The organism is Acinetobacter sp. ANC 5414, from assembly GCF_013004295.1.
GTDB lineage: Bacteria > Pseudomonadota > Gammaproteobacteria > Pseudomonadales > Moraxellaceae > Acinetobacter.
Genome location: NZ_JABERM010000012.1, coordinates 148,527 through 166,996, shown reverse-complemented (window position 1 = coordinate 166,996; position 18,470 = coordinate 148,527). Strand labels below are relative to the sequence as shown.

Sequence of the window (18,470 nt, the reverse complement as noted above, 5' to 3'; positions counted from 1 at the left end):
AAGGATGAAAAGCTATACATCTTTATATAGTTTGCAGCTGTTTTAAAATGCGTTGCTTCACTTGATCAAGATAGAACGGATCATCATTCAGGCGATACATTAAAATCGCCCCTTCATAATCGGCCAGACTTTGTTTGGCTAAAATTTTGGCGTCATTTTCATCAAGATGTATTTTAAATAATTGATAGAACGCCATTTCCCAATCCTGAAAAATAGTGCGAATTTTTTCTAAAATATCGTTCGATTGATACAGTGCTTCAATAGAAATAATACCGATTAGACAACCTTTGACTCCCTAACTAAAAAACTGTATTGCCCGTTGATGTAGATGCTCAAACTGTTGCGCGGCTGACATTTCAGGATTTTCACTCAGTTTAAATAAATGCTGCTTTAAATGTTTTTGGATCAGTTCCAGCACATCCATGAGTAAAGCTTCTTTACTCGGATAGTAATAGTAAAAAGAGGCTTTGCTGAGTCCACAGGCTTTGGCTAGCATTTCCATACTGGTGCCTGCATAACCCTGTGTCTTAAATTGTAAGGCACATAAGTGAAGAATTTACTCTCGGCTGAGTTTCTGTGGACGCATTTGTTTTAATCTCTATCCGTTTTTTGAGCAAGTAAATCATCAAAGCTGTGTAGAAGCTCATCCCAGATTTTTTCCGCACCTTTACGGAAATAGCCCATATGCCCAATTTGTTTAAGAGCATAATCTTGCGCTGCAATATCAATAAATTGCATCGGAGCTTGGCTGTAATATTGCATAAAAGCATGCCGTGAATTGGGTAAAGCCCAGTTGTCATCCATTGCAGATACTGCATAAATTGGCGTTTTGACCTGTGCATATTGCTCAATCAACGCGTGCTGTTCAGGGTCGGCAAAGAAATAGGTCGGATTTTTACACCATTTTCGCCACTGTTTATAAACGTCAATCGGTAAATCTGAGCCCATATTCAGTTTGCTCCAAGGCAAATAGCCTTTTAGAGCAACCATCGGCGGGAAGATAATATTCCAGATCACCTGAACTTTGATCTTTTCTTTCAACGGCATATAGCCATGCCAGCCTGCACCTGTGCCAAAACAGTACATGGCAGTCACTTTGGCATGATTGGGAGCTAGCCCAAGCGCTTGTCCACCATAAGAATGTCCGACCATAAACAGCGGAATTTGATCTTGTGCCAGATAGTCAATCGCTCCAGCAAGATCCAAAGCACCCCAATCTAAATAAGACATCTTAAAACCTTTTAAATTTTGCGGTGCAGACTGTCCTACGCCACGATAATCAAAGCTTAAAACCTGATAGCCAAACTGAGTCACATATTCTGCAAAGCGGCGATAGAAGGCTTGTGGAACACCAGTGGCACTGGACAATACAATATTGGCTTTTAGGTCATGTCTAGGTGTGTAAAGTGTTCCAATAAGGGGATAACCATCGGTTGCCATGAATGATTGGGTACGGACGCTAAAGTGATTATTTTGTGGCTTATGATTTAAATACGGCATAGCAAACTCGTTTTTATTGGATTTAGATGATTCACTTTTAAATTATTGACCTTTAAATTCGGGCGCACGTCGTTGCAGCATCGCCATGATACCTTCTTGTACATCTTGAGTTTTTAGCAGCGGAGTAAGGTGTTGCTGTAAATTGGAAAATGCTGTTTCTGCACCATGTTCAGCAGCTTCTTTGGCTGAAGCAAGTGTCGCCTGTACTGCAAGTGGGGCAGCTTGAGCAATCCGTTCAGCCAGTTCAATGGCTCGCTTGAGGGGAGCTTCAGTGGTAATTTCATTGATCAGGTTTAACTCTAGCGCGGTTTGGGCATTGAATGCATCACCCGTGAGCAAGTAGCGCATGGCTTTAGCCCAGCCTGCCGCCTGTACAAAACGCACTGTTGCACCACCAAAAGGTAAAATTCCACGTTGCACTTCCATTTGTGCAAATTGGCTATTGTCCTGAGCAATGATGATATCGGCATTGAGCATCAGCTCGATCCCTGCGGTATAGCAATAGCCTTGTACTGCCACAATCACCGGTTTTTTTCGCTGACGTCCACTGGTTCCCCATGGATTGATCTGTTGTTCATCGTAGCTAAATATGCCACTACTCAGCTTGGGTTGTAACTCCACCAAATCTAGGCCCGCGGTAAAGTGATCTCCATGCGCGAAGATCACGGCACAGCGTAACTCGGGATGATCTTCATATTCGGTTAAGGCCAGTGATAAGTCATGAATTAGATGGCTATCAAAGGCATTTCGTTTTGTCGTACGGTCGAGTCCAATCAGGCACAGAGACCCGCGAATTTCTCGGCTGACTTTTCCTTGTTGTTGGGACATTTTTATTCTTCCAAGGTGATCATTTTTTATATTCTTAAACGGTCGTTAGAAAACAGTCAAATCTGGGCAGTCTATTTTTCAATTTACATTGACTTTACAGATCGTAGTTGTAAACAACTATGGTGTCCGTCAGATTGTGTAGCTGGATTGGTACAATTTATCTTGCGTTCAGCGCTATTTTTTCCATAATAGCAGCACTCTTTTCCTGCCTGTTTATTGCTATGTCACCTTTAGAAATTGTTGCGGTCATTATCAGTCTTATTGGGGTGACATTGACCATTAAACGCAATATGTGGTGTTGGTGGTTTAATTTCGCAGCCTTTGTTTTATATGCTTATTTATTTTATGAATTTAAGCTGTACGGTGAAACCATCTTGCAGTTCTTCTTTATGGTGGTGAACTTTTATGGTTTCTATCACTGGTTGAAGGGCAAACAGCAAGACCATGAAATTCGGATTGAACCGATTGCCAAAAAAATCGTGATTTTCCAAATGTTACTTGCAGCAGTGGGCGGTTTAATTTTCGGTTTAACTTTAAAAAATTTTACCGATGCTGCTGTGCCAATGCTGGATTCACAATTAGCGGCTTTTAGTTTACTGGCCACCTATTGGACCAGCCGTAAACATATTGCCACCTGGGTATTGTGGGTTTTCGTCGATATCATTTATGTCGGCATGTTTATTTATAAAGATTTATTCCTGACTGCGGGTTTATATGCAGCCTTTGTCGGTTTGGCCGCTTTTGGTTGGTGGCAGTGGGAACAAGTGAAAAAGAAACAGGCAATCACGCATTTTAAGGGTGTATAAATATCTTTTTATAGCGCACTTGGATTGACCTCTATGCTGATTGATTTCATTCAATATCAATTGAAGCAATTTGATGAAATGGCAGCACGGATTCAAGCTGTGCCTGAAGATTATATTAACTTCGATTCAGTCTCTGATTTTTATAAGGCTGAATGGTTGAATGATTTTCCCAAAGGCACTACATGGGCAGCGACAGGGCTGGATGATGGTGCTGAACAATTCTATGCGATCATTGAATACAGAAGCAATTTCCTCAGTATTTCCTGTTTCGAGCAAATTGAAGTACGTTATGGCGTACATGGTCAATAGTTCGGTATAGATGGTCAATGACAGCATTACTAAAATTCAATTAAATAAAAAGCGACAAAATGCCCTAGATCAGTGATGATCAAATGGTTTATAAGTATTCAAAACGACCAATAAAAAAACAAAGGATAGAAAAATGGCACATCGTTTTACTGTAAATTCTACAATTCAGGGAGTTTCAATTGATGAATTTAAACGGCTTGCATCAGATACAGCTTTGCACGAAGCAGTATGCAGACGTATTCCAGGTGAAAAATTAGAAATTATTGAATCTAAGATTCAGGGCGATACCTATACTTTACGCCGTGCATATAATTTAGATGTGAAGATTCCGGATATCGCAAAAAAATTAATTAAAGATGCTTTCCGTTTGAAGCGTACCGATATCACCAATTTAGAAGCTTTAACTTCGACTATAGAATTGGGTGCGAATCTGCCTTTACATGCAAACTGTGAACGTTCAGTAACAGGGGACGATCTGCAGATTCATATTACCTTAAATTGGCAGGTTAAGATTAAAGTCCCTTTGATTGCAGGCATGCTAGAAAAACATGCTGAAGGGGAAATTCGTAAATTCAGTGATCTTGAGATCCAGATTGTTGAAGATGAATTAAAGAAAAACCGCTCTGCTTAATAATAAAAAGCCCTTTAATGAAGTAATGCCAGTCATTTAAGAAATTGACTGGCATTTTTTATTTTGAATTCATCCTGTTATTTAATACGCTGAAACGTCATTCGCAACTGTATTTTAATGAAGCGCTTTTTCTTTTATTGTTCTTTCATTAATGATTAATCTTGCACTGGATTGTGCGGTCTAGAAATTGCAGATGTTGCTAAATTCTGTTTTTCAAATTTGGCTCTATAAAGCATTGCAGTAAAGAACGAGACCAGGCACACAACCCAAATGTAATACATTGCGCCAATAGCGCGTGTACAAATAGTGCTAAAGTTTTGATTTTAATCAATTGCTATCTATATGAAAAATCATTCTTTCTTCTGAGTGCGACAACTTAAATTTATTAATAATGACTGGTGATTTGTATGGATATTAGAGTCTTACAAAGTAAGGCAAAAGAGAGAGGATGATGCCGGTGGTTGTTAGCATTGCGGTATTTTCTACAAAATAGGGGAATATCATCAGTACTAAGCCACAAATCAGGGGCATAGTGACTTTCTGCTTTTTCCCATATAGAAAATAGCCTAAGCCTATAGAGCTAAAAAGAACACCAAGAAGAAGTTGGGCTGTGGTCATTATTTTATATTTATAAAGGATTTGAGCTGATTATAACCAAGTAAAATTAAAATAGGCTTAAAAGATTTTACTTAAGGATCGCAAACCTTGATCTGCAGGAAAGGTGAAATACAAGGATTAAAATTGCATATGATCGATATGTTTTTAGCGTTAAGATTTATACAGAATTTATGATTTAAAACAGTATTGAGTTTAGCTTTATACTTAAGCCGGGAATGAATTTATGAGTACCATTTTACCTGTAGCACAGCGTGGTGAAGCCATTTTGACCTTAACAGCGGCTGAGGTGGCAAAGTCTGAACTGAATAGTGAATGGTTAAATCAACTCGCTTTGGCTATGCATGACACCATGACGGAACGAAATGGTGTAGGTATTGCCGCCCCTCAGGTTTATGTCTCTAAACGGGTGATTATTGTCGCTTCACGTCCTAACCTACGTTATCCCGATGCACCTGAGATGGATCCTGTGGTGATGGTGAATCCTGAAATTTTAGAAAGCTCTGAAGCAACTGTTCTGGGAGAAGAGGGGTGTTTAAGTGTTCCGGATGAGCGTGGGCAAGTGGCACGTGCCGAAACGGTTAAAGTGCGTTATTTAACGCTGCAAGGTGAACGAATAGAAACGAGCTATATGGGTTTTCCTGCAAGGATTGTGCAGCATGAAGTGGATCATTTGGATGGAGTGTTGTTTATTCAGCGGATATAAGTCTAAATTGTTTAATTTTTGTGCTATAAATATAAAGCAATAAAAATTTTAGAAATTATAAATATAGTAATTAAGTCTATGAACTTGTTTAGAAAAATACATACACTGATTTTTCATTATTGGGGCAGATTTAGGTTTCATATACTCGAATCTGATAATTTAATTATTAACTGGCCTAATTTTGATAAAGGGGTATTGCTCCTGATTTTTGGCGCATTTTGCCAGGTCAGTGCAATTAAATGGTATTTGGTCAGCTATTTCTCTGCTGAAAATGCTGTCTGGATTAATGCGGACTTTTTTTTCATCCGTATTATCAGTGTGTTTATTACTTTAATCATTTTTATAATTATAGTTGGGTTTAGCTTCAGATATAAAAGAAATAGAAAATTCCGGAGATTTATTTCTTATTTTTCCCCCATGTTTTTTGGTGCCACCATGATTTATGCGGGCTATACCGTCGGTATTTATAGCCCCGCCACCATTGCAGGATTTGTCAATATTGTCCTGATTGGCTTGGTATTTTATTCACGAAAAATTATTTATAGTATTGCGATTCCTGCTCTTATTTTTATCGTCATTATTAGTTACTTAACTTTTAATGGGGTGATTCGTTACGCGCCTGTGTTTAGTGATGCACTTACGAATGGCGCGTTTTATCATAATGAATTCTGGATCGGAAGTATGGCGGAAGTTTATTTGCCGATCTTGCTGGTTTCGATTTTGTTTTTTGAAATTTTACTTTCACAATGGCGTCGGCGTGAAAGAAATATTAAAAGAATGAGCCAAACTGATGTGCTGACGAATGTGTTTAATCGTCGTTATATTGGCGAACAACTCACAGCTTTAGAACGCAAGAAAAAAACGGCTTATGTGGTAATTTTACTGGATTTGGATCATTTCAAACTCATTAATGACCAATATGGCCATGAAGTTGGAGATATGGTTTTGCAACGGGTTGCTGCCATTTTATCTGCCACTACACGGGAACAGGATATCGTTGGGCGTTTTGGTGGTGAAGAATTTATTCTGATTTTAAAAGAACAAAATTTACAGCAAGCGATTGAGATTGCAGAACGTTGTCGTAAAATAATTGAGCAGGAAAAAATTCCGTTAGAAACGGGAGATATTTTAAATATGAGTGCCAGTTTTGGTGTCGCCTTATCTGAAACCCATTTAAATAAAGAACAGACCATTCGTATGGCAGATCGGGCCTTATATTTGGCTAAACGGCAGGGCAGAAATCAGGTAAGAAACTATCTGGAGTTAAACTTAGATCCTGCTATTTAAAGATATATTTCTTGGGATTGCTGTCATGGAACAAATCCAATTTTCTTTGGGTCGAGATGCTGTCCAGTTTGACGTTAACGGACAGCCGTTTAAAGTTGCTAAAGGTTTACATGATATTGAGTCAGAAAGTATCCGATATAAAAAGCTAGATGCTTTGGCTTTAGAAAATATGATTTATAGGGTTGAGGAAATACTGGAACAGCTTAAATTTGATTATAAAATTCAGCGGGTAGCGGACACTTCTGATGAATTTATGCAACAGTTATCAGAACTGTTCTTTAACAATGAAACAGTCATAGACCGAATACAGCTTGAACATGCCTTTAATGAATTTGTCGACCATACCGAATATTATGTACAGCAGCTCAGTAGCGAGCATTTTTATCTATTTGTGTATTTCGTTTTTATACGAGAAATGATGCACCATTGGAATGTGGTGGAAATAAGAGTGGGTAAATTAGCAACAGCATTTCATTAAAAATAACCTCTTCCTTGCGGTGTAATATTCTTCATCTTTTTGATGGAAAGGTAATCCCATGATTAAAGTTAGGTGTACATTGAATTAGAGCAGGAATAAAAAAAGCACCGAAATCAATCCGGTGCTTTTTGATAGAGGCTTTTCAATGGATGCTTTTCAAAAGTTATTTAATATGTTCTGCAATATCGGTAAAGATCACACCTAAACCATGCGCACCAGCATCTGGATAACCTAGGCTACGATCACCAACTGTACCTGCACGCCCCATACGCGCGACGATGTCTTTGGTGGATTCGGCACCTTGCACGGCAGCTTGCGCACCTAAGATAAAGTTTTCTTTAAAGGTTTTATCTGTATTTGCAGACCACGAATCGGCACAAGGAACCAATGCATCGATTAAGGTTTTGTCACCAACGACAGCACCACGACCAAATGAGCGTTCACCTGTGGTTTGAATGCCTTTTACCGCATCTTGCAGCATCGTCGCAAAGTCGGCAACGGATAGTGTTTTTTTGCCTTTAATCGACTTACTTGCTGCACGGAATGCTGAGCCCCAAATTGGACCTGAAGCCCCACCACAATGTTCCATAATAATCATTGAACAGTTCAGCAAAAAGTCATCCATATGTTCAGCTTGCAAAAGCTCATTCCATTGACGTTTAAGCTGTTTAAAGCCTTTGGCAACACTCATACCGAAGTCACCATCACCCGCATGGGCATCCAGCTCACAAAATGGCACTTCATTTTTAATAATGCAGGCACTCATTACATCAACCACATAGCGCATATTGTGAATGGTAAATTGTTCATTCACAATTTCAGCGTGTTCTGCATGTGTTTCAACATCAACATTTAATGCACGTTCAGCTGTTGAATCGTTGGTCGCAAACTCAATGGCTAAGGCAGCGGAACCATCCATTTTAAATGCTGGCGTATTTGCTTCTGCATCTAAATAGGTTTTGAGTTCATCATCTAATGCCAATAACGAAACGGATGCGCCTGCCATATCGATACTAGTCATGTAGTTACCGACAAAGGTACGGTAAATCTTAATCCCTTTTTTCGCTAACTGTTGGCACACGTCTTGGTTGAACAGATACAGTTCTTGTGTTGGTGTTGCACCAAAACCGTTAATGAGCACTGCAACTTCTGTCAGATCTGGACGGTCAAGGAATAGATCATCGACAATTCGTTGCGCCAATTCATTTGAAGGCAAGATTTTTTCACGACGGATGCCCGGTTCACCGTGAATACCCACACCATATTCCATTTCATCATCCGCCAATGTAAAGGTCGGTGTTCCTTTGGCAGGTACGGTACATGAGTTAAAGGCAAAACCTAAGCTGGTGACATTGTCCGCTGCTTTTTGCGCGATTTCTTTGACACGTACTAGGTCATAGCCTTTTGATGCAGCTGCGCCAGCGATTTTATGCACGAATATCGTACCGGCAACGCCACGACGGCCTACAGTGTATAAGCTGTCTTTGACTGCAATATCATCGGCAACTTTGACGTAATCGACTTTAATGCCATCATCGACAGCAAGTACAGCACCATTCTGGAAATTCATCATATCGCCAGAATAGTTTTTGATGATCATTAGTACGCCTTTTTCAGTCGCAACTTGCTGCAAGGCTTTATAGACCTGAATTTGAGAAGGGGATGCAAAGACATCACCGCAAACCGCGGCATCCAGCATGCCTTGTCCCACAAATCCTGCATGTGCAGGCTCATGACCGCTGCCACCGCCACTGATTAAAGCCACGTTTTGGTGTTTTGCTTTACGTGAAATAATTTTAGATGATTCATTGAATGCGAGTTCTGGGTGTGCCAGAACAAAGCCTTTGCACATTTCGACAACGATGTTTTCAGCACCGTTCATGAGTTTTTTCATTGAAACACCAATAGTTATGAATTTGGGAGATAAATTTATGGATCTATTATTATAGAAAGTCAGAAAGTTTGCAGACTTAAAACTGTAAAAATGGTTTTTTGTGGGTTGATGGGTTAGAAAAAGGGCAGTTTGGTTGACTGTTTTTGTTATAAAAGATTTCCCCTGAATCTCACTTGTACTAAGCTTCAAGGAGGTGCCTTAAAGCTTACTCAGGAGGAGTCTCATTGTGGAAGTAAGAAACTGTTTAGTATGGTGATATATCCTTTTTTATAGTTGAGGTAATTTTCTTTAGATCACTTTCATCTAAATCAAAATTTTCAATCCCAAGAGAATTTAAAATGGTTTTTATATCAGATAAACCTATTTTTTTATAATTTTTACTCAATTTTAGTTCCTTGGATTGATCTTTCATAATTCTAAATTCGTCAGAATATGATTTGTAAAAAAAAGAACCATAAGAAAAATAAAGAGCGGGCTCATCAGAATATGGTTTGGTTAAAATACAGCCATGCTCAATTATATCAAATCTAAAAAGAGAAACAGAATTGCTTAAATATATTTTTATATTAACAAAAGGGGAAGAATTCTTAATTAAACATATTAGAATAGTACTAATAAGTTCAATTTTAATATCTTTTAGTGTGTTTATTGAGTTACCTTTATTTCTATTGGAATGACCAAAAGAACAATAGTATTCACATACCTTATCATTGCTAGGATCTAATATTAAAAACTGAACTTCTTTGCTGATTTTTTCATTCTCAGCTTCTTGTATCAATGAATCCAAAGATTTTGAGCGATTCCACCTAGCCGTATGACCAGCATAGTTTAAATAAAATGTGTTATTAATCAATGATTTGAACTTATTTTTTAAATCATTAGGATTTAATACACGTAATTCGCTTTCCTTAAGTTTTCTTGGGATAAAGATTAAATATGCTATTGAAGCCCCTATACTTGTAATACTTAGACTTATTAAATTGTTAATTATACTTGTTAATATTTCTATTGTTTTTTCGCTTTTAATTTCTAGGTGGGGTATAACAAAATAATTAATCAAAATTAGAAAAATACTGATTAATATCAATGTAAAGAAAAATAACTTTTTAAAGCTAGAGCTTTCGCTGTTATTGCTGATTAACATATGAATTTCTCTCTATAAGCTCTATTAAAATATATTTAAGATGATTTGAATCTATATATTTGTTATTGCCAGAAAGTGAAGTAATATCGTTGTAGCTTACAATATTTGCAGTAGGTTGTTCTGTCTCTCCACAGATAACTAACGAGTCTACGTAATTTTGTTGATCTTTTTGATAGTATGGTAAATATTTTTTGAATAGTCGAAAATATCACCTTTTTTATAGCTTATGATTTCATCTTGATTGAGTTTCACATTTTTTAAAAAAATTATTTTGTGAGAGTTGTAATTGTTATAATAAATACAATTATAAAGTAAAGCATTTTTATTGCCTAAATTATAGATTGAACAATTTATCCATTCATATTCACCAGATATAATTTTCACTGTTATATCCCACGGATGATTGTGTGCTGAAGCATTATTAATTTCTGTATTTGGCCAAATATGTAGTCGAATTGCATAATGTGGACGTTTATCTATTAAAACAATTTTTATAAATCCATTGTTGTGTATGTATGATTTTCGGCTAATTTTATGAAGTATTTTCTCATTTTTAATAAGGCTTAATAATTGTTCGTTTGCCAATAATTCTAAAATTGAAATTCGTTTTAATTCAGAGTTATTAACTAATAAGGTGTCACATAGAATTTCAAAATCTTCTAATTCCATTTGAATACTCAGAGATTATAATAAGAGCAAATCCCCTCACTTGAGGGGATTTTTTACATCTTAAAAGTCTTAAATCTCAATCGAATCATCTAAGTTTGGCATCAACCAACGCTTCGCTTCATCCATTGACCAGCCTTTACGTTCTGCATAACTGTCTAACTGATCCAGTGCAATCTTGCCGACATTAAAGTATTCAGATTGCGGGTTACTGTAATAGAAGCCGCTAACACTTGAAGGTGGCCACATTGCAAAACTAGAAGTCAGTTCGGTACCAATGGCATTGGTTGAATCTAACCAGTTAAACAAGGTCGCTTTTTCAGAATGTTCAGGACAAGCAGGGTAACCCGGTGCAGGACGAATCCCGACATACTTCTCTTTAATCAGGTCATCATTCGACAACTGTTCAGACGCTTGATAGCCCCAGAACTCTTTACGAATACGCTCATGCAAATGCTCAGCAAAGGCTTCTGCAAAACGGTCACCTAAAGACTGTGCCAAAATTGCAGAGTAGTCATCGCCTTTGGCTTTGTATTCATGCGCCAATTCTTCCGCACCAAAGATTGATACGGTGAAACCACCCAAGTAATCTTCAAGATTGGTATCTTCTGGCGCAATAAAATCTGCCAATGAGAAGTTCGGTTTACCTGAAACTTTGTCAGACTGCTGACGAGTATGCTCAAACTTGTGCGTTGCAGTTTGATTTTCATCATAAATCGAAACGGTATCTGCACCGGTACGTTTTGCAGGAGCAAGACTGAATACGGCACGTGCATCAAAACGCTTGTTCTCTACAATATCTTTCAACATGATTTGCGCTTGTTCATACAAATCAGTTGCTGCTTCACCGACCACTTCATCCGTCAAAATTGCAGGGAACTTGCCCGCCAAACTCCAAGAGATAAAGAATGGTGTCCAATCAAAATAAGGCACTAAAGTTTCAAGCGGGTAATTCTTCAGAACCTGCTGACCTAACACATTTGGCTTAGGTGGAACATAGTTCGCCCAGTCAATTTTCACGCCATTGGCAATTGAATCTGCATAAGACAGTTTTGCCGCTTTAGGTTGCTTGTTGGCAATACGTTCACGCACTTTGGCATATTCTTCGCGGTAGCCTTTAATGAACTCAGGTTTCATTTCAGGTGAAAGCAGGGAAGTTGCAACCCCGACTGCACGTGAAGCATCGGCAACATAAATCACCGCATCATTTGAATATTGCGGATCAATCTTCACTGCGGTATGCGCTTTAGAAGTGGTTGCACCACCAATCATCAATGGAACATGGAAACCTTTACGCTGCATTTCTTTGGCAACAAAGACCATTTCATCGAGTGACGGTGTAATCAAACCAGACAAACCAATAATATCGACTTTTTCATCAATCGCGGTTTGCAGGATTTTTTCCGCAGGTACCATCACGCCAAGGTCAACGATGTCATAACCGTTACAGCCAAGTACCACGCCGACAATATTTTTACCAATATCGTGTACGTCGCCTTTAACCGTCGCCATCAGAATTTTTCCTTTGGTCTGACCTTCGGTTTTTTCCGCTTCAATGTACGGGTTCAACCAAGCTACGGCTTGTTTCATTACACGGGCCGATTTCACCACTTGCGGCAGGAACATTTTACCTGCACCGAACAAATCACCGACCACGTTCATGCCAGACATGAGCGGACCTTCAATCACATCTAAAGGACGGGCAGCTTTTAAGCGTGCTTCTTCAGTGTCGATATCAATATAAGCAGTGATGCCTTTAACCAATGCATACTCAAGACGCTTTTCAACTGACTCTTCACGCCATTCCAGGTTTTCAGCTTCGCGCTGTGCACCGCCTTTGCCACGGTATTGTTCCGCAACTTCAAGCAATTTCTCAGTGGCATCCTGACCACTTTCACCTTGGTTTTGGTTCAGAACAACGTCTTCAACCGCAGCTTTTAATTCAGCAGGAATATCATCATAAATCGCCAACTGACCTGCATTCACAATCCCCATGGTCATGCCTTGTTGAATGGCATGATAAAGGAAGACTGCATGAATGGCTTCACGAACTGGTTCGTTACCACGGAAAGAGAACGATACGTTGGATACACCACCAGAAATCATGGCGTGCGGAAGGTTCTGTTTAATCCAGCCCGTCGCTTCAATGAAATCGACTGCGTAGTTGTTGTGTTCTTCAATACCTGTAGCAATGGCAAACACGTTTGGATCGAAAATGATGTCTTCAGCAGGGAAGCCGACTTCATTGACCAAAATATCATACGAACGTTTGCAGATTTCACGCTTACGTGCCGCTGTATCGGCCTGACCATCTTCGTCAAACGCCATGACAATGACTGCAGCACCATACTGGCGGCAAAGGCGCGCTTTTCCGACAAACTCGTCATAACCTTCTTTTAAGGAAATAGAGTTGACCACGGCTTTACCTTGTACGCATTTCAAGCCGGCTTCAATAATTTCCCATTTTGATGAGTCAATCATAAGCGGTACGCGAGAAATATCCGGTTCAGAGGCAATCAGATTCAGGAATTTCACCATTGCTGCTTGCGAGTCCAGCATGCCTTCATCCATGTTGATGTCGACAATCTGTGCGCCACCTTGCACTTGATCCAAAGCCACTTCCAAAGCTTCGGTATAGTTTTCTTCACGAATCAAACGGGCGAATTTTTTTGAACCGGTCACGTTGGTACGTTCACCGACGTTTACAAACAAGGAATCTTTGGTGATGTTAAATGGTTCTAAACCTGAAAGACGGCAAGCCGGTTCAATCTCAGGAATCTGACGCGGTTTAATGTCTTTGACTGCATTATAAATGGCACGGATATGATCTGGAGTGGTACCACAGCAACCACCGGTGATATTGATTAAGCCGCTTTCTGCAAATTCTTTAAGGAATGCTGCAGTTTGTTCAGGGGTTTCATCATAACCACCAAACGCATTTGGTAAACCTGCATTGGGATGCGCGGAAATAAACACATCAGCGACATCACCCACAGTTTTGACGTGTGGACGCATCGCATCTGCACCCAAGGCACAGTTAAAACCAACTGAAAGCAAATCACCATGACGAACCGAGTTCCAGAACGCTTCAGCAGTTTGACCGGTTAAGGTACGACCTGAAGCATCGGTAATGGTGCCGGAAATCATCAACGGCAACTCATAGCCTAACTGGTTAAAGACTTCTTTCACTGCAAAAATCGCTGCTTTACAGTTCAGTGTATCGAATACCGTTTCAATCAGCAGAATATCGGCACCGCCTTCAATTAAGGCATGTGCAGCTTCAATATAGTTTTCTTTTAATTCATCAAAAGTAATGTTACGAAATGCCGGGTCATTTACATTCGGTGAGATCGAACAAGTACGAGATGTCGGTCCAAGAACACCCGCAACAAAACGTGGTTTGTCTGGTGTTGAATATTTTTTACATGCTTCTTTGGCAATACGCGCAGCTTCAACGTTAATTTCGTGAACCAAGTCTTCCATGTGGTAGTCAGACATGGAAACACGTGTGCCATTGAAGCTGTTGGTTTCAATAATATCGGCACCGGCATCGAGGTAAGCTTCATGAATGCCTTGAATAATCTGCGGTTGAGTAAGGACTAAAAGGTCATTGTTGCCTTTTAGGTCAGATGCCCAGTCAGCAAAACGCTCACCACGATAATCCGCTTCTTCCAGTTTATGGCGTTGAATCATGGTACCCATAGCACCGTCAATAATCAGGATGCGTTTGGCGAGAAGCTCTTTCAGGGTGGCAAGCGTGGACATAAATAACCCCAATCCGATGGAATACAAAATGGGCATTATTTTAACAGAATTAGACTGCATTTGAGGAATATTCAGCCGACTTCGTTAAGCACTGCTTAAAATAAGCCCATTTGTGCCGAATTTTTCATCGAATTGAAATATGACCCCCTTAACATTCAGCATGGAAAAGAAAAAGTTGAGTGGTTGGTTGATCGGAAAGATTTTTTATACATGTATCCAGGTACTTTGAAATATTGAGGCACAAACTATTTTGGGCTTTAAATATTTTTAAATTATGGATTTAAAACAGTTCCACTCCCCAAGAGCAGGCCGAGTGAATTAAATTAAGTCAATTATTAAAAATTGGCTTTATATGACAGCTTTTTGTCATATAATTGTCACAATTAAATTGAACAATAAGGGGATTTTATTATCCCCTTGAACCGTCTGCATGAATTCTAATATTCCTCCCGTCCAAGATCAGGCGCATTCAGCACCCGCGAAATCGACGAATGTGCATGTTCCTACACCTAAATTTTTTATGCCGGTGTTTCTTACGGTTATTATTTCTACTTTGGTGTACATCGGCTTTCAAGTTTCTGCCGATTTGACACATGTTCCTGCATTAAGTTTATATTCCGTTATTCTGTTAGCGACCGCCTTGTTAATCGCTTTAGGCTTTGAATTTGTTAATGGTTTTCATGACACTGCCAATGCGGTAGCGACAGTCATTTATACCAATGCCTTGTCTGCACCTGTTGCTGTGATGTGGGCAGGTTTTTGTAATTTCCTTGGGGTGATGGTGGCAAGTGGCGCGGTAGCCTACGGCATCATTGCTTTATTGCCTGTTGAACTGATCATGAATGTCGGTTCAGGTGCAGGTTTTGCCATGGTTTTTGCCATGCTGATAGCGGCTATTTTATGGAACTTGGGTACCTGGTTCCTGGGTATTCCAGCGTCTAGTTCACATACTTTAATCGGTTCGATTTTAGGTGTGGGCATCATGAACTACCTGCTGAATTCGGGTAATGGTGCCAGTGGTGTCGACATGGACCAAGTGCTTAAAGTCGGTAAAGCACTGTTGTTTTCGCCTTTGATTGGTTTCGCTTTTGCTGCGATTTTATTTCTGTTGGTGAAGAAAGTCTTTAAAAAACAAATGGAATTGTTCCAACCTCCAAAAGGTAATCAACCACCACCACCTTTAATTCGTGCCATCTTGATTTTTACCTGTACCGGGGTAAGTTTTGCGCATGGTTCAAATGATGGTCAAAAAGGTATGGGCTTAATCATGCTGATCTTGATCGGTTGTGTACCTTTGGCTTACTCATTGAATAAAAACCTGGACGCGAAGCATATCCAATCATTTGAACAGTTATCTGAGCAAACTGCGGCAGTTATTTATCCAAATCATCAGGATATTCCTGATACACAAGCTCGTGAAGTGTTGACCAAGTATATTCAAACTAAAGAGATGTCACCTGAAGTGGTGCCTGCTTTGGCAAGTTTGACCGATCACTTGGGTAATCACGTTGCCGAATATGGTGATCTAAAAGATATTCCAGAAAAAGAAGTTTCTACTATTCGTAATGATATGTACTTAAGCACGACGGCATTCAAGCGTTTAGATAAAGCTGAACAGCTTCCTGCAATGTCGGAAAGTCAAGCCAAGACAGTCAAGGAATACCGTAAAAACCTCGATTCATTCCTGCAATATATTCCGACCTGGGTAAAAGTGGCGGTAGCGCTTGCGCTTGGTCTTGGAACCATGGTGGGCTGGAAACGTATTGTGGTAACAGTGGGTGAGCGTATTGGTAAAAGTCATATGACTTATGGCCAAGGCATGTCAGCCGAACTTGTTGCCATGACGACTATTGCCGCAGCAGATGGTTTGGGTATGCCAGTATCGACAACACACGTATTAAACAGTGCTGTTGCTGGTACCATGGTGGCCAATAAATCTGGCTTAAACTTCCAGATGGTACGCACCATTCTTTCAGCATGGATTTTCACGCTACCGGCTACGATTTGTTTATCCGGTGGTCTGTTCTGGTTGTTCTTACAGTTTGTTTAAGATATCTATTTGAAATAAAAAAAGCTGCAATTGCAGCTTTTTTTATGCTCATAAAAAGTAATAGTAAAAACTACTTCTTAAACACTTTTAACATCTTCTTAATTGGCAATTTTTCATTGGCAAGGCCATACAGTGCAGCAAAAGGCAGTGCGGTACGGGCCAAATAAGCCACACGCCATAAACCCCCATGGTTGGCACCTTTCATCATTAACTCTAATGGGTGATCCAAAGGCGTTTCCGGATTCGCTACCGATTCAGGATGACGCAAATCATAAATCCATAATGCGGCCATCAGCGCATTGGTGGTTTCCGGATGAAAAGATTCAACATCAAACAGACTTGCACCATTAAATGCGGCTTTCAATAATGGGTTTTTAGTCACTGAATGCGTAGTGGTAGAGGGGGCAATATTGATGCTGACACGTTGTCCATAATGACGAGCCAAAATTGCGCGCCATTGTTGAATGCGTTTTGCCAAAGCATAGTTTGGACCTTGCTCCACCACCAGACAGTCTGCAATTCCATATTCATGGCCATTATCACAGCTGATTAATGCATCCAGGTTTTTCTTGAAAAAGTGCTGAGCAGAAATCATCGAAATGCTTTCACTGATGATACGTTGCGATTTTGAGCGCTGGAGTAACTTCAGGTTTGAAGCCTCTACAATTTCTTTAGGAATGGCATAGACATCGGTTGGGGTACACATGAACATTAGACTGGTGTCAGCCTTTTGCTCACTGACGTACTGCATAATGCTGTCCATTGCCATAGATACCCGGACGTGTTTTTCCCCATCTAAATAGGCAATGGCTGCAAGGTCTAGCTGACGTTCACTTTGGATCAGCCAATGGGCAATTTCAGGTGTTTGAGTGAGTAAGTCGACCCCCAATTTTTCTTTGAGTGTGGCCGTTGGCGTATCATCTGCCAAATTTTCCGCACAGGGTGCATATAGGGTTGCATTGCCTTGTTGGATGGTCGTTAAAATTCTGTCCCAAACTCGGCTGTTGGGTAAATCCACGGCCACAATATTGGCTTTCCATTTAGACAGCCAGGTCAGTGGACCGGCTTCAGAACCTGCACCAAATAAGACCATGGTGCGATCAGAAAGATCAAACCATTCAGGATGTGCATGTGCAGCACGTAAAGCATCCGCATGGCTTGGTTCTATAATGCCTGCATTTTGCCAGGTTTGAATTTGATCGAGTAAAGCCTGACCTTGTAATTTTTGCCCTTTATAAGGCACATACCATTCAGGGGCAGTCTCACTTTCACCTTTCAGCTGAACTGTATACAAGTTTGCTGTATCGATATCCTTCATGATGTCTTTAAGTAAATAGCGTTGACCATTTCTGTAAAAGTCAAAGCTATGATGAGCCTTGTGTAAGCCTTGTTTTGCAATGGTAATTGGATTGTTGAGGTTACGAATACCTTGTTCAACCAAGGCTTTAAAATAGATAGGATAACGCTTACGCCAGTTTTTTTCCGCAAGGGCATTCATTGATGACTTGTTGTCAACAATCGATAAAGCTTCAGCAATAATTTCTTTGCCTGTCTGGGAGCTGCTGGGTTTGTTGCTGGTGGGATTGATAGGGAATTGAAGACCATCTAATGAAGTGGACATGCAAAAAATCTCGTTTTTTTGATCATTAATATACAGATGTCTACATTATCTATGCCAAATTGATTTGATGGGTAGCATTTAATGACAAAATTGTGTAAATCTTTTTCAAAAAACGGCAAAAAAGGAGCCGAAGCTCCTTAAGGTGTAAATATTATCATTTCAGTATTATT

15 protein-coding genes and 1 pseudogene are annotated in these 18,470 nt (G+C 39.8%); 7 read left to right on the top strand and 9 right to left on the bottom strand.

Going from position 1 to position 18,470, the window contains the following annotated elements; genetic code table 11:
- Positions 1 to 22: 22 nt before the first annotated feature.
- From HLH18_RS08820 to HLH18_RS08810, 3 genes and pseudogenes are all read right to left on the bottom strand, one after another.
- Positions 23 to 556, bottom strand: a pseudogene (locus HLH18_RS08820) (TetR/AcrR family transcriptional regulator).
- 35 nt (positions 557 to 591) lie between these two features.
- Complete coding sequence (locus HLH18_RS08815; RefSeq protein WP_171546519.1) at positions 592 to 1,500, bottom strand: alpha/beta hydrolase family protein; 909 nt, start codon at positions 1,498 to 1,500, stop codon at positions 592 to 594.
- Between the two features lie 42 nt (positions 1,501 to 1,542).
- The gene (locus tag HLH18_RS08810) at positions 1,543 to 2,328 is read right to left on the bottom strand and encodes a crotonase/enoyl-CoA hydratase family protein (protein ID WP_171546518.1); all 786 of its coding nucleotides are present in this window, start codon (positions 2,326 to 2,328) and stop codon (positions 1,543 to 1,545) included.
- Positions 2,329 to 2,549: 221 nt separating this feature from the next.
- On the opposite strand from HLH18_RS08810, the gene pnuC reads away from it, so the two are divergent.
- The 3 genes from pnuC to HLH18_RS08795 all read left to right on the top strand — a co-directional run bounded on the left by pnuC (position 2,550) and on the right by HLH18_RS08795 (position 4,074).
- Positions 2,550 to 3,134 (top strand): nicotinamide riboside transporter PnuC, encoded by a 585-nt coding sequence (gene pnuC / locus HLH18_RS08805; protein WP_171546517.1) that lies wholly within the window; start codon positions 2,550 to 2,552, stop codon positions 3,132 to 3,134.
- A gap of 33 nt (positions 3,135 to 3,167) precedes the next feature.
- A complete protein-coding gene (locus HLH18_RS08800; protein WP_171546516.1) occupies positions 3,168 to 3,443 on the top strand; it encodes a hypothetical protein in 276 nt (91 codons plus the stop codon).
- Between the two features lie 133 nt (positions 3,444 to 3,576).
- Complete coding sequence (locus HLH18_RS08795; RefSeq protein WP_171527790.1) at positions 3,577 to 4,074, top strand: DUF2505 family protein; 498 nt, start codon at positions 3,577 to 3,579, stop codon at positions 4,072 to 4,074.
- 414 nt (positions 4,075 to 4,488) lie between these two features.
- Here HLH18_RS08795 and HLH18_RS16025 read toward each other — a convergent pair whose 3' ends face one another.
- On the bottom strand, positions 4,489 to 4,692 hold the full coding sequence (locus HLH18_RS16025) for an amino acid transport protein (protein ID WP_250852396.1): 204 nt from the start codon (positions 4,690 to 4,692) through the stop codon (positions 4,489 to 4,491).
- 223 nt (positions 4,693 to 4,915) lie between these two features.
- On the opposite strand from HLH18_RS16025, the gene def reads away from it, so the two are divergent.
- The 3 genes from def (at position 4,916) to HLH18_RS08780 (ending at position 7,160) form a co-directional block, all read left to right on the top strand.
- Complete coding sequence (def, locus tag HLH18_RS08790; protein WP_171546515.1) at positions 4,916 to 5,395, top strand: peptide deformylase; 480 nt, start codon at positions 4,916 to 4,918, stop codon at positions 5,393 to 5,395.
- 435 nt (positions 5,396 to 5,830) lie between these two features.
- The gene (locus HLH18_RS08785) at positions 5,831 to 6,682 is read left to right on the top strand and encodes a GGDEF domain-containing protein (RefSeq protein ID WP_171546514.1); all 852 of its coding nucleotides are present in this window, start codon (positions 5,831 to 5,833) and stop codon (positions 6,680 to 6,682) included.
- Between the two features lie 25 nt (positions 6,683 to 6,707).
- Positions 6,708 to 7,160, top strand: coding sequence for a hypothetical protein (locus HLH18_RS08780; RefSeq protein WP_171527787.1), 453 nt, complete (start codon positions 6,708 to 6,710; stop codon positions 7,158 to 7,160).
- Positions 7,161 to 7,323: 163 nt separating this feature from the next.
- Here HLH18_RS08780 and dhaK read toward each other — a convergent pair whose 3' ends face one another.
- The 4 genes from dhaK to metH form a co-directional block, all read right to left on the bottom strand.
- Entirely contained in the window at positions 7,324 to 9,054 is a 1,731-nt protein-coding gene (gene dhaK, locus HLH18_RS08775; protein ID WP_171546513.1) for a dihydroxyacetone kinase subunit DhaK, read from the bottom strand.
- Positions 9,055 to 9,298: 244 nt separating this feature from the next.
- Positions 9,299 to 10,198 (bottom strand): hypothetical protein, encoded by a 900-nt coding sequence (locus HLH18_RS08770; protein ID WP_171546512.1) that lies wholly within the window; start codon positions 10,196 to 10,198, stop codon positions 9,299 to 9,301.
- A 147-nt stretch (positions 10,199 to 10,345) separates the two neighbouring features.
- Complete coding sequence (locus HLH18_RS08765) at positions 10,346 to 10,867, bottom strand: hypothetical protein (protein ID WP_171546511.1); 522 nt, start codon at positions 10,865 to 10,867, stop codon at positions 10,346 to 10,348.
- Positions 10,868 to 10,936: 69 nt separating this feature from the next.
- Positions 10,937 to 14,629 carry a methionine synthase gene (gene metH, locus HLH18_RS08760; protein ID WP_171546510.1) on the bottom strand — a complete coding sequence of 1,231 codons (3,693 nt, stop codon included), beginning with the start codon at positions 14,627 to 14,629 and terminating at the stop codon, positions 10,937 to 10,939.
- Positions 14,630 to 15,059: 430 nt separating this feature from the next.
- Between metH and HLH18_RS08755 the strand changes: the two genes are divergently transcribed.
- The gene (locus tag HLH18_RS08755) at positions 15,060 to 16,679 is read left to right on the top strand and encodes an inorganic phosphate transporter (protein WP_214647308.1); all 1,620 of its coding nucleotides are present in this window, start codon (positions 15,060 to 15,062) and stop codon (positions 16,677 to 16,679) included.
- 70 nt (positions 16,680 to 16,749) lie between these two features.
- Here HLH18_RS08755 and HLH18_RS08750 read toward each other — a convergent pair whose 3' ends face one another.
- Positions 16,750 to 18,300 (bottom strand): hypothetical protein, encoded by a 1,551-nt coding sequence (locus HLH18_RS08750; RefSeq protein ID WP_171546509.1) that lies wholly within the window; start codon positions 18,298 to 18,300, stop codon positions 16,750 to 16,752.
- Between the last annotated feature and the right edge of the window lie 170 nt (positions 18,301 to 18,470).

Coding starts and splice junctions, on each gene's coding strand:
- HLH18_RS08815 (WP_171546519.1), bottom strand. CDS start 1,500: ATGCCGTATTTAAATCATAAGCCACAAAATAATCACTTTAGCGTCCGT.
- HLH18_RS08810 (WP_171546518.1), bottom strand. CDS start 2,328: ATGTCCCAACAACAAGGAAAAGTCAGCCGAGAAATTCGCGGGTCTCTG.
- pnuC (WP_171546517.1), top strand. CDS start 2,550: ATGTCACCTTTAGAAATTGTTGCGGTCATTATCAGTCTTATTGGGGTG.
- HLH18_RS08800 (WP_171546516.1), top strand. CDS start 3,168: ATGCTGATTGATTTCATTCAATATCAATTGAAGCAATTTGATGAAATG.
- HLH18_RS08795 (WP_171527790.1), top strand. CDS start 3,577: ATGGCACATCGTTTTACTGTAAATTCTACAATTCAGGGAGTTTCAATT.
- HLH18_RS16025 (WP_250852396.1), bottom strand. CDS start 4,692: ATGACCACAGCCCAACTTCTTCTTGGTGTTCTTTTTAGCTCTATAGGC.
- def (WP_171546515.1), top strand. CDS start 4,916: ATGAGTACCATTTTACCTGTAGCACAGCGTGGTGAAGCCATTTTGACC.
- HLH18_RS08785 (WP_171546514.1), top strand. CDS start 5,831: ATGATTTATGCGGGCTATACCGTCGGTATTTATAGCCCCGCCACCATT.
- HLH18_RS08780 (WP_171527787.1), top strand. CDS start 6,708: ATGGAACAAATCCAATTTTCTTTGGGTCGAGATGCTGTCCAGTTTGAC.
- dhaK (WP_171546513.1), bottom strand. CDS start 9,054: ATGAAAAAACTCATGAACGGTGCTGAAAACATCGTTGTCGAAATGTGC.
- HLH18_RS08770 (WP_171546512.1), bottom strand. CDS start 10,198: ATGTTAATCAGCAATAACAGCGAAAGCTCTAGCTTTAAAAAGTTATTT.
- HLH18_RS08765 (WP_171546511.1), bottom strand. CDS start 10,867: ATGGAATTAGAAGATTTTGAAATTCTATGTGACACCTTATTAGTTAAT.
- metH (WP_171546510.1), bottom strand. CDS start 14,629: ATGTCCACGCTTGCCACCCTGAAAGAGCTTCTCGCCAAACGCATCCTG.
- HLH18_RS08755 (WP_214647308.1), top strand. CDS start 15,060: ATGAATTCTAATATTCCTCCCGTCCAAGATCAGGCGCATTCAGCACCC.
- HLH18_RS08750 (WP_171546509.1), bottom strand. CDS start 18,300: ATGTCCACTTCATTAGATGGTCTTCAATTCCCTATCAATCCCACCAGC.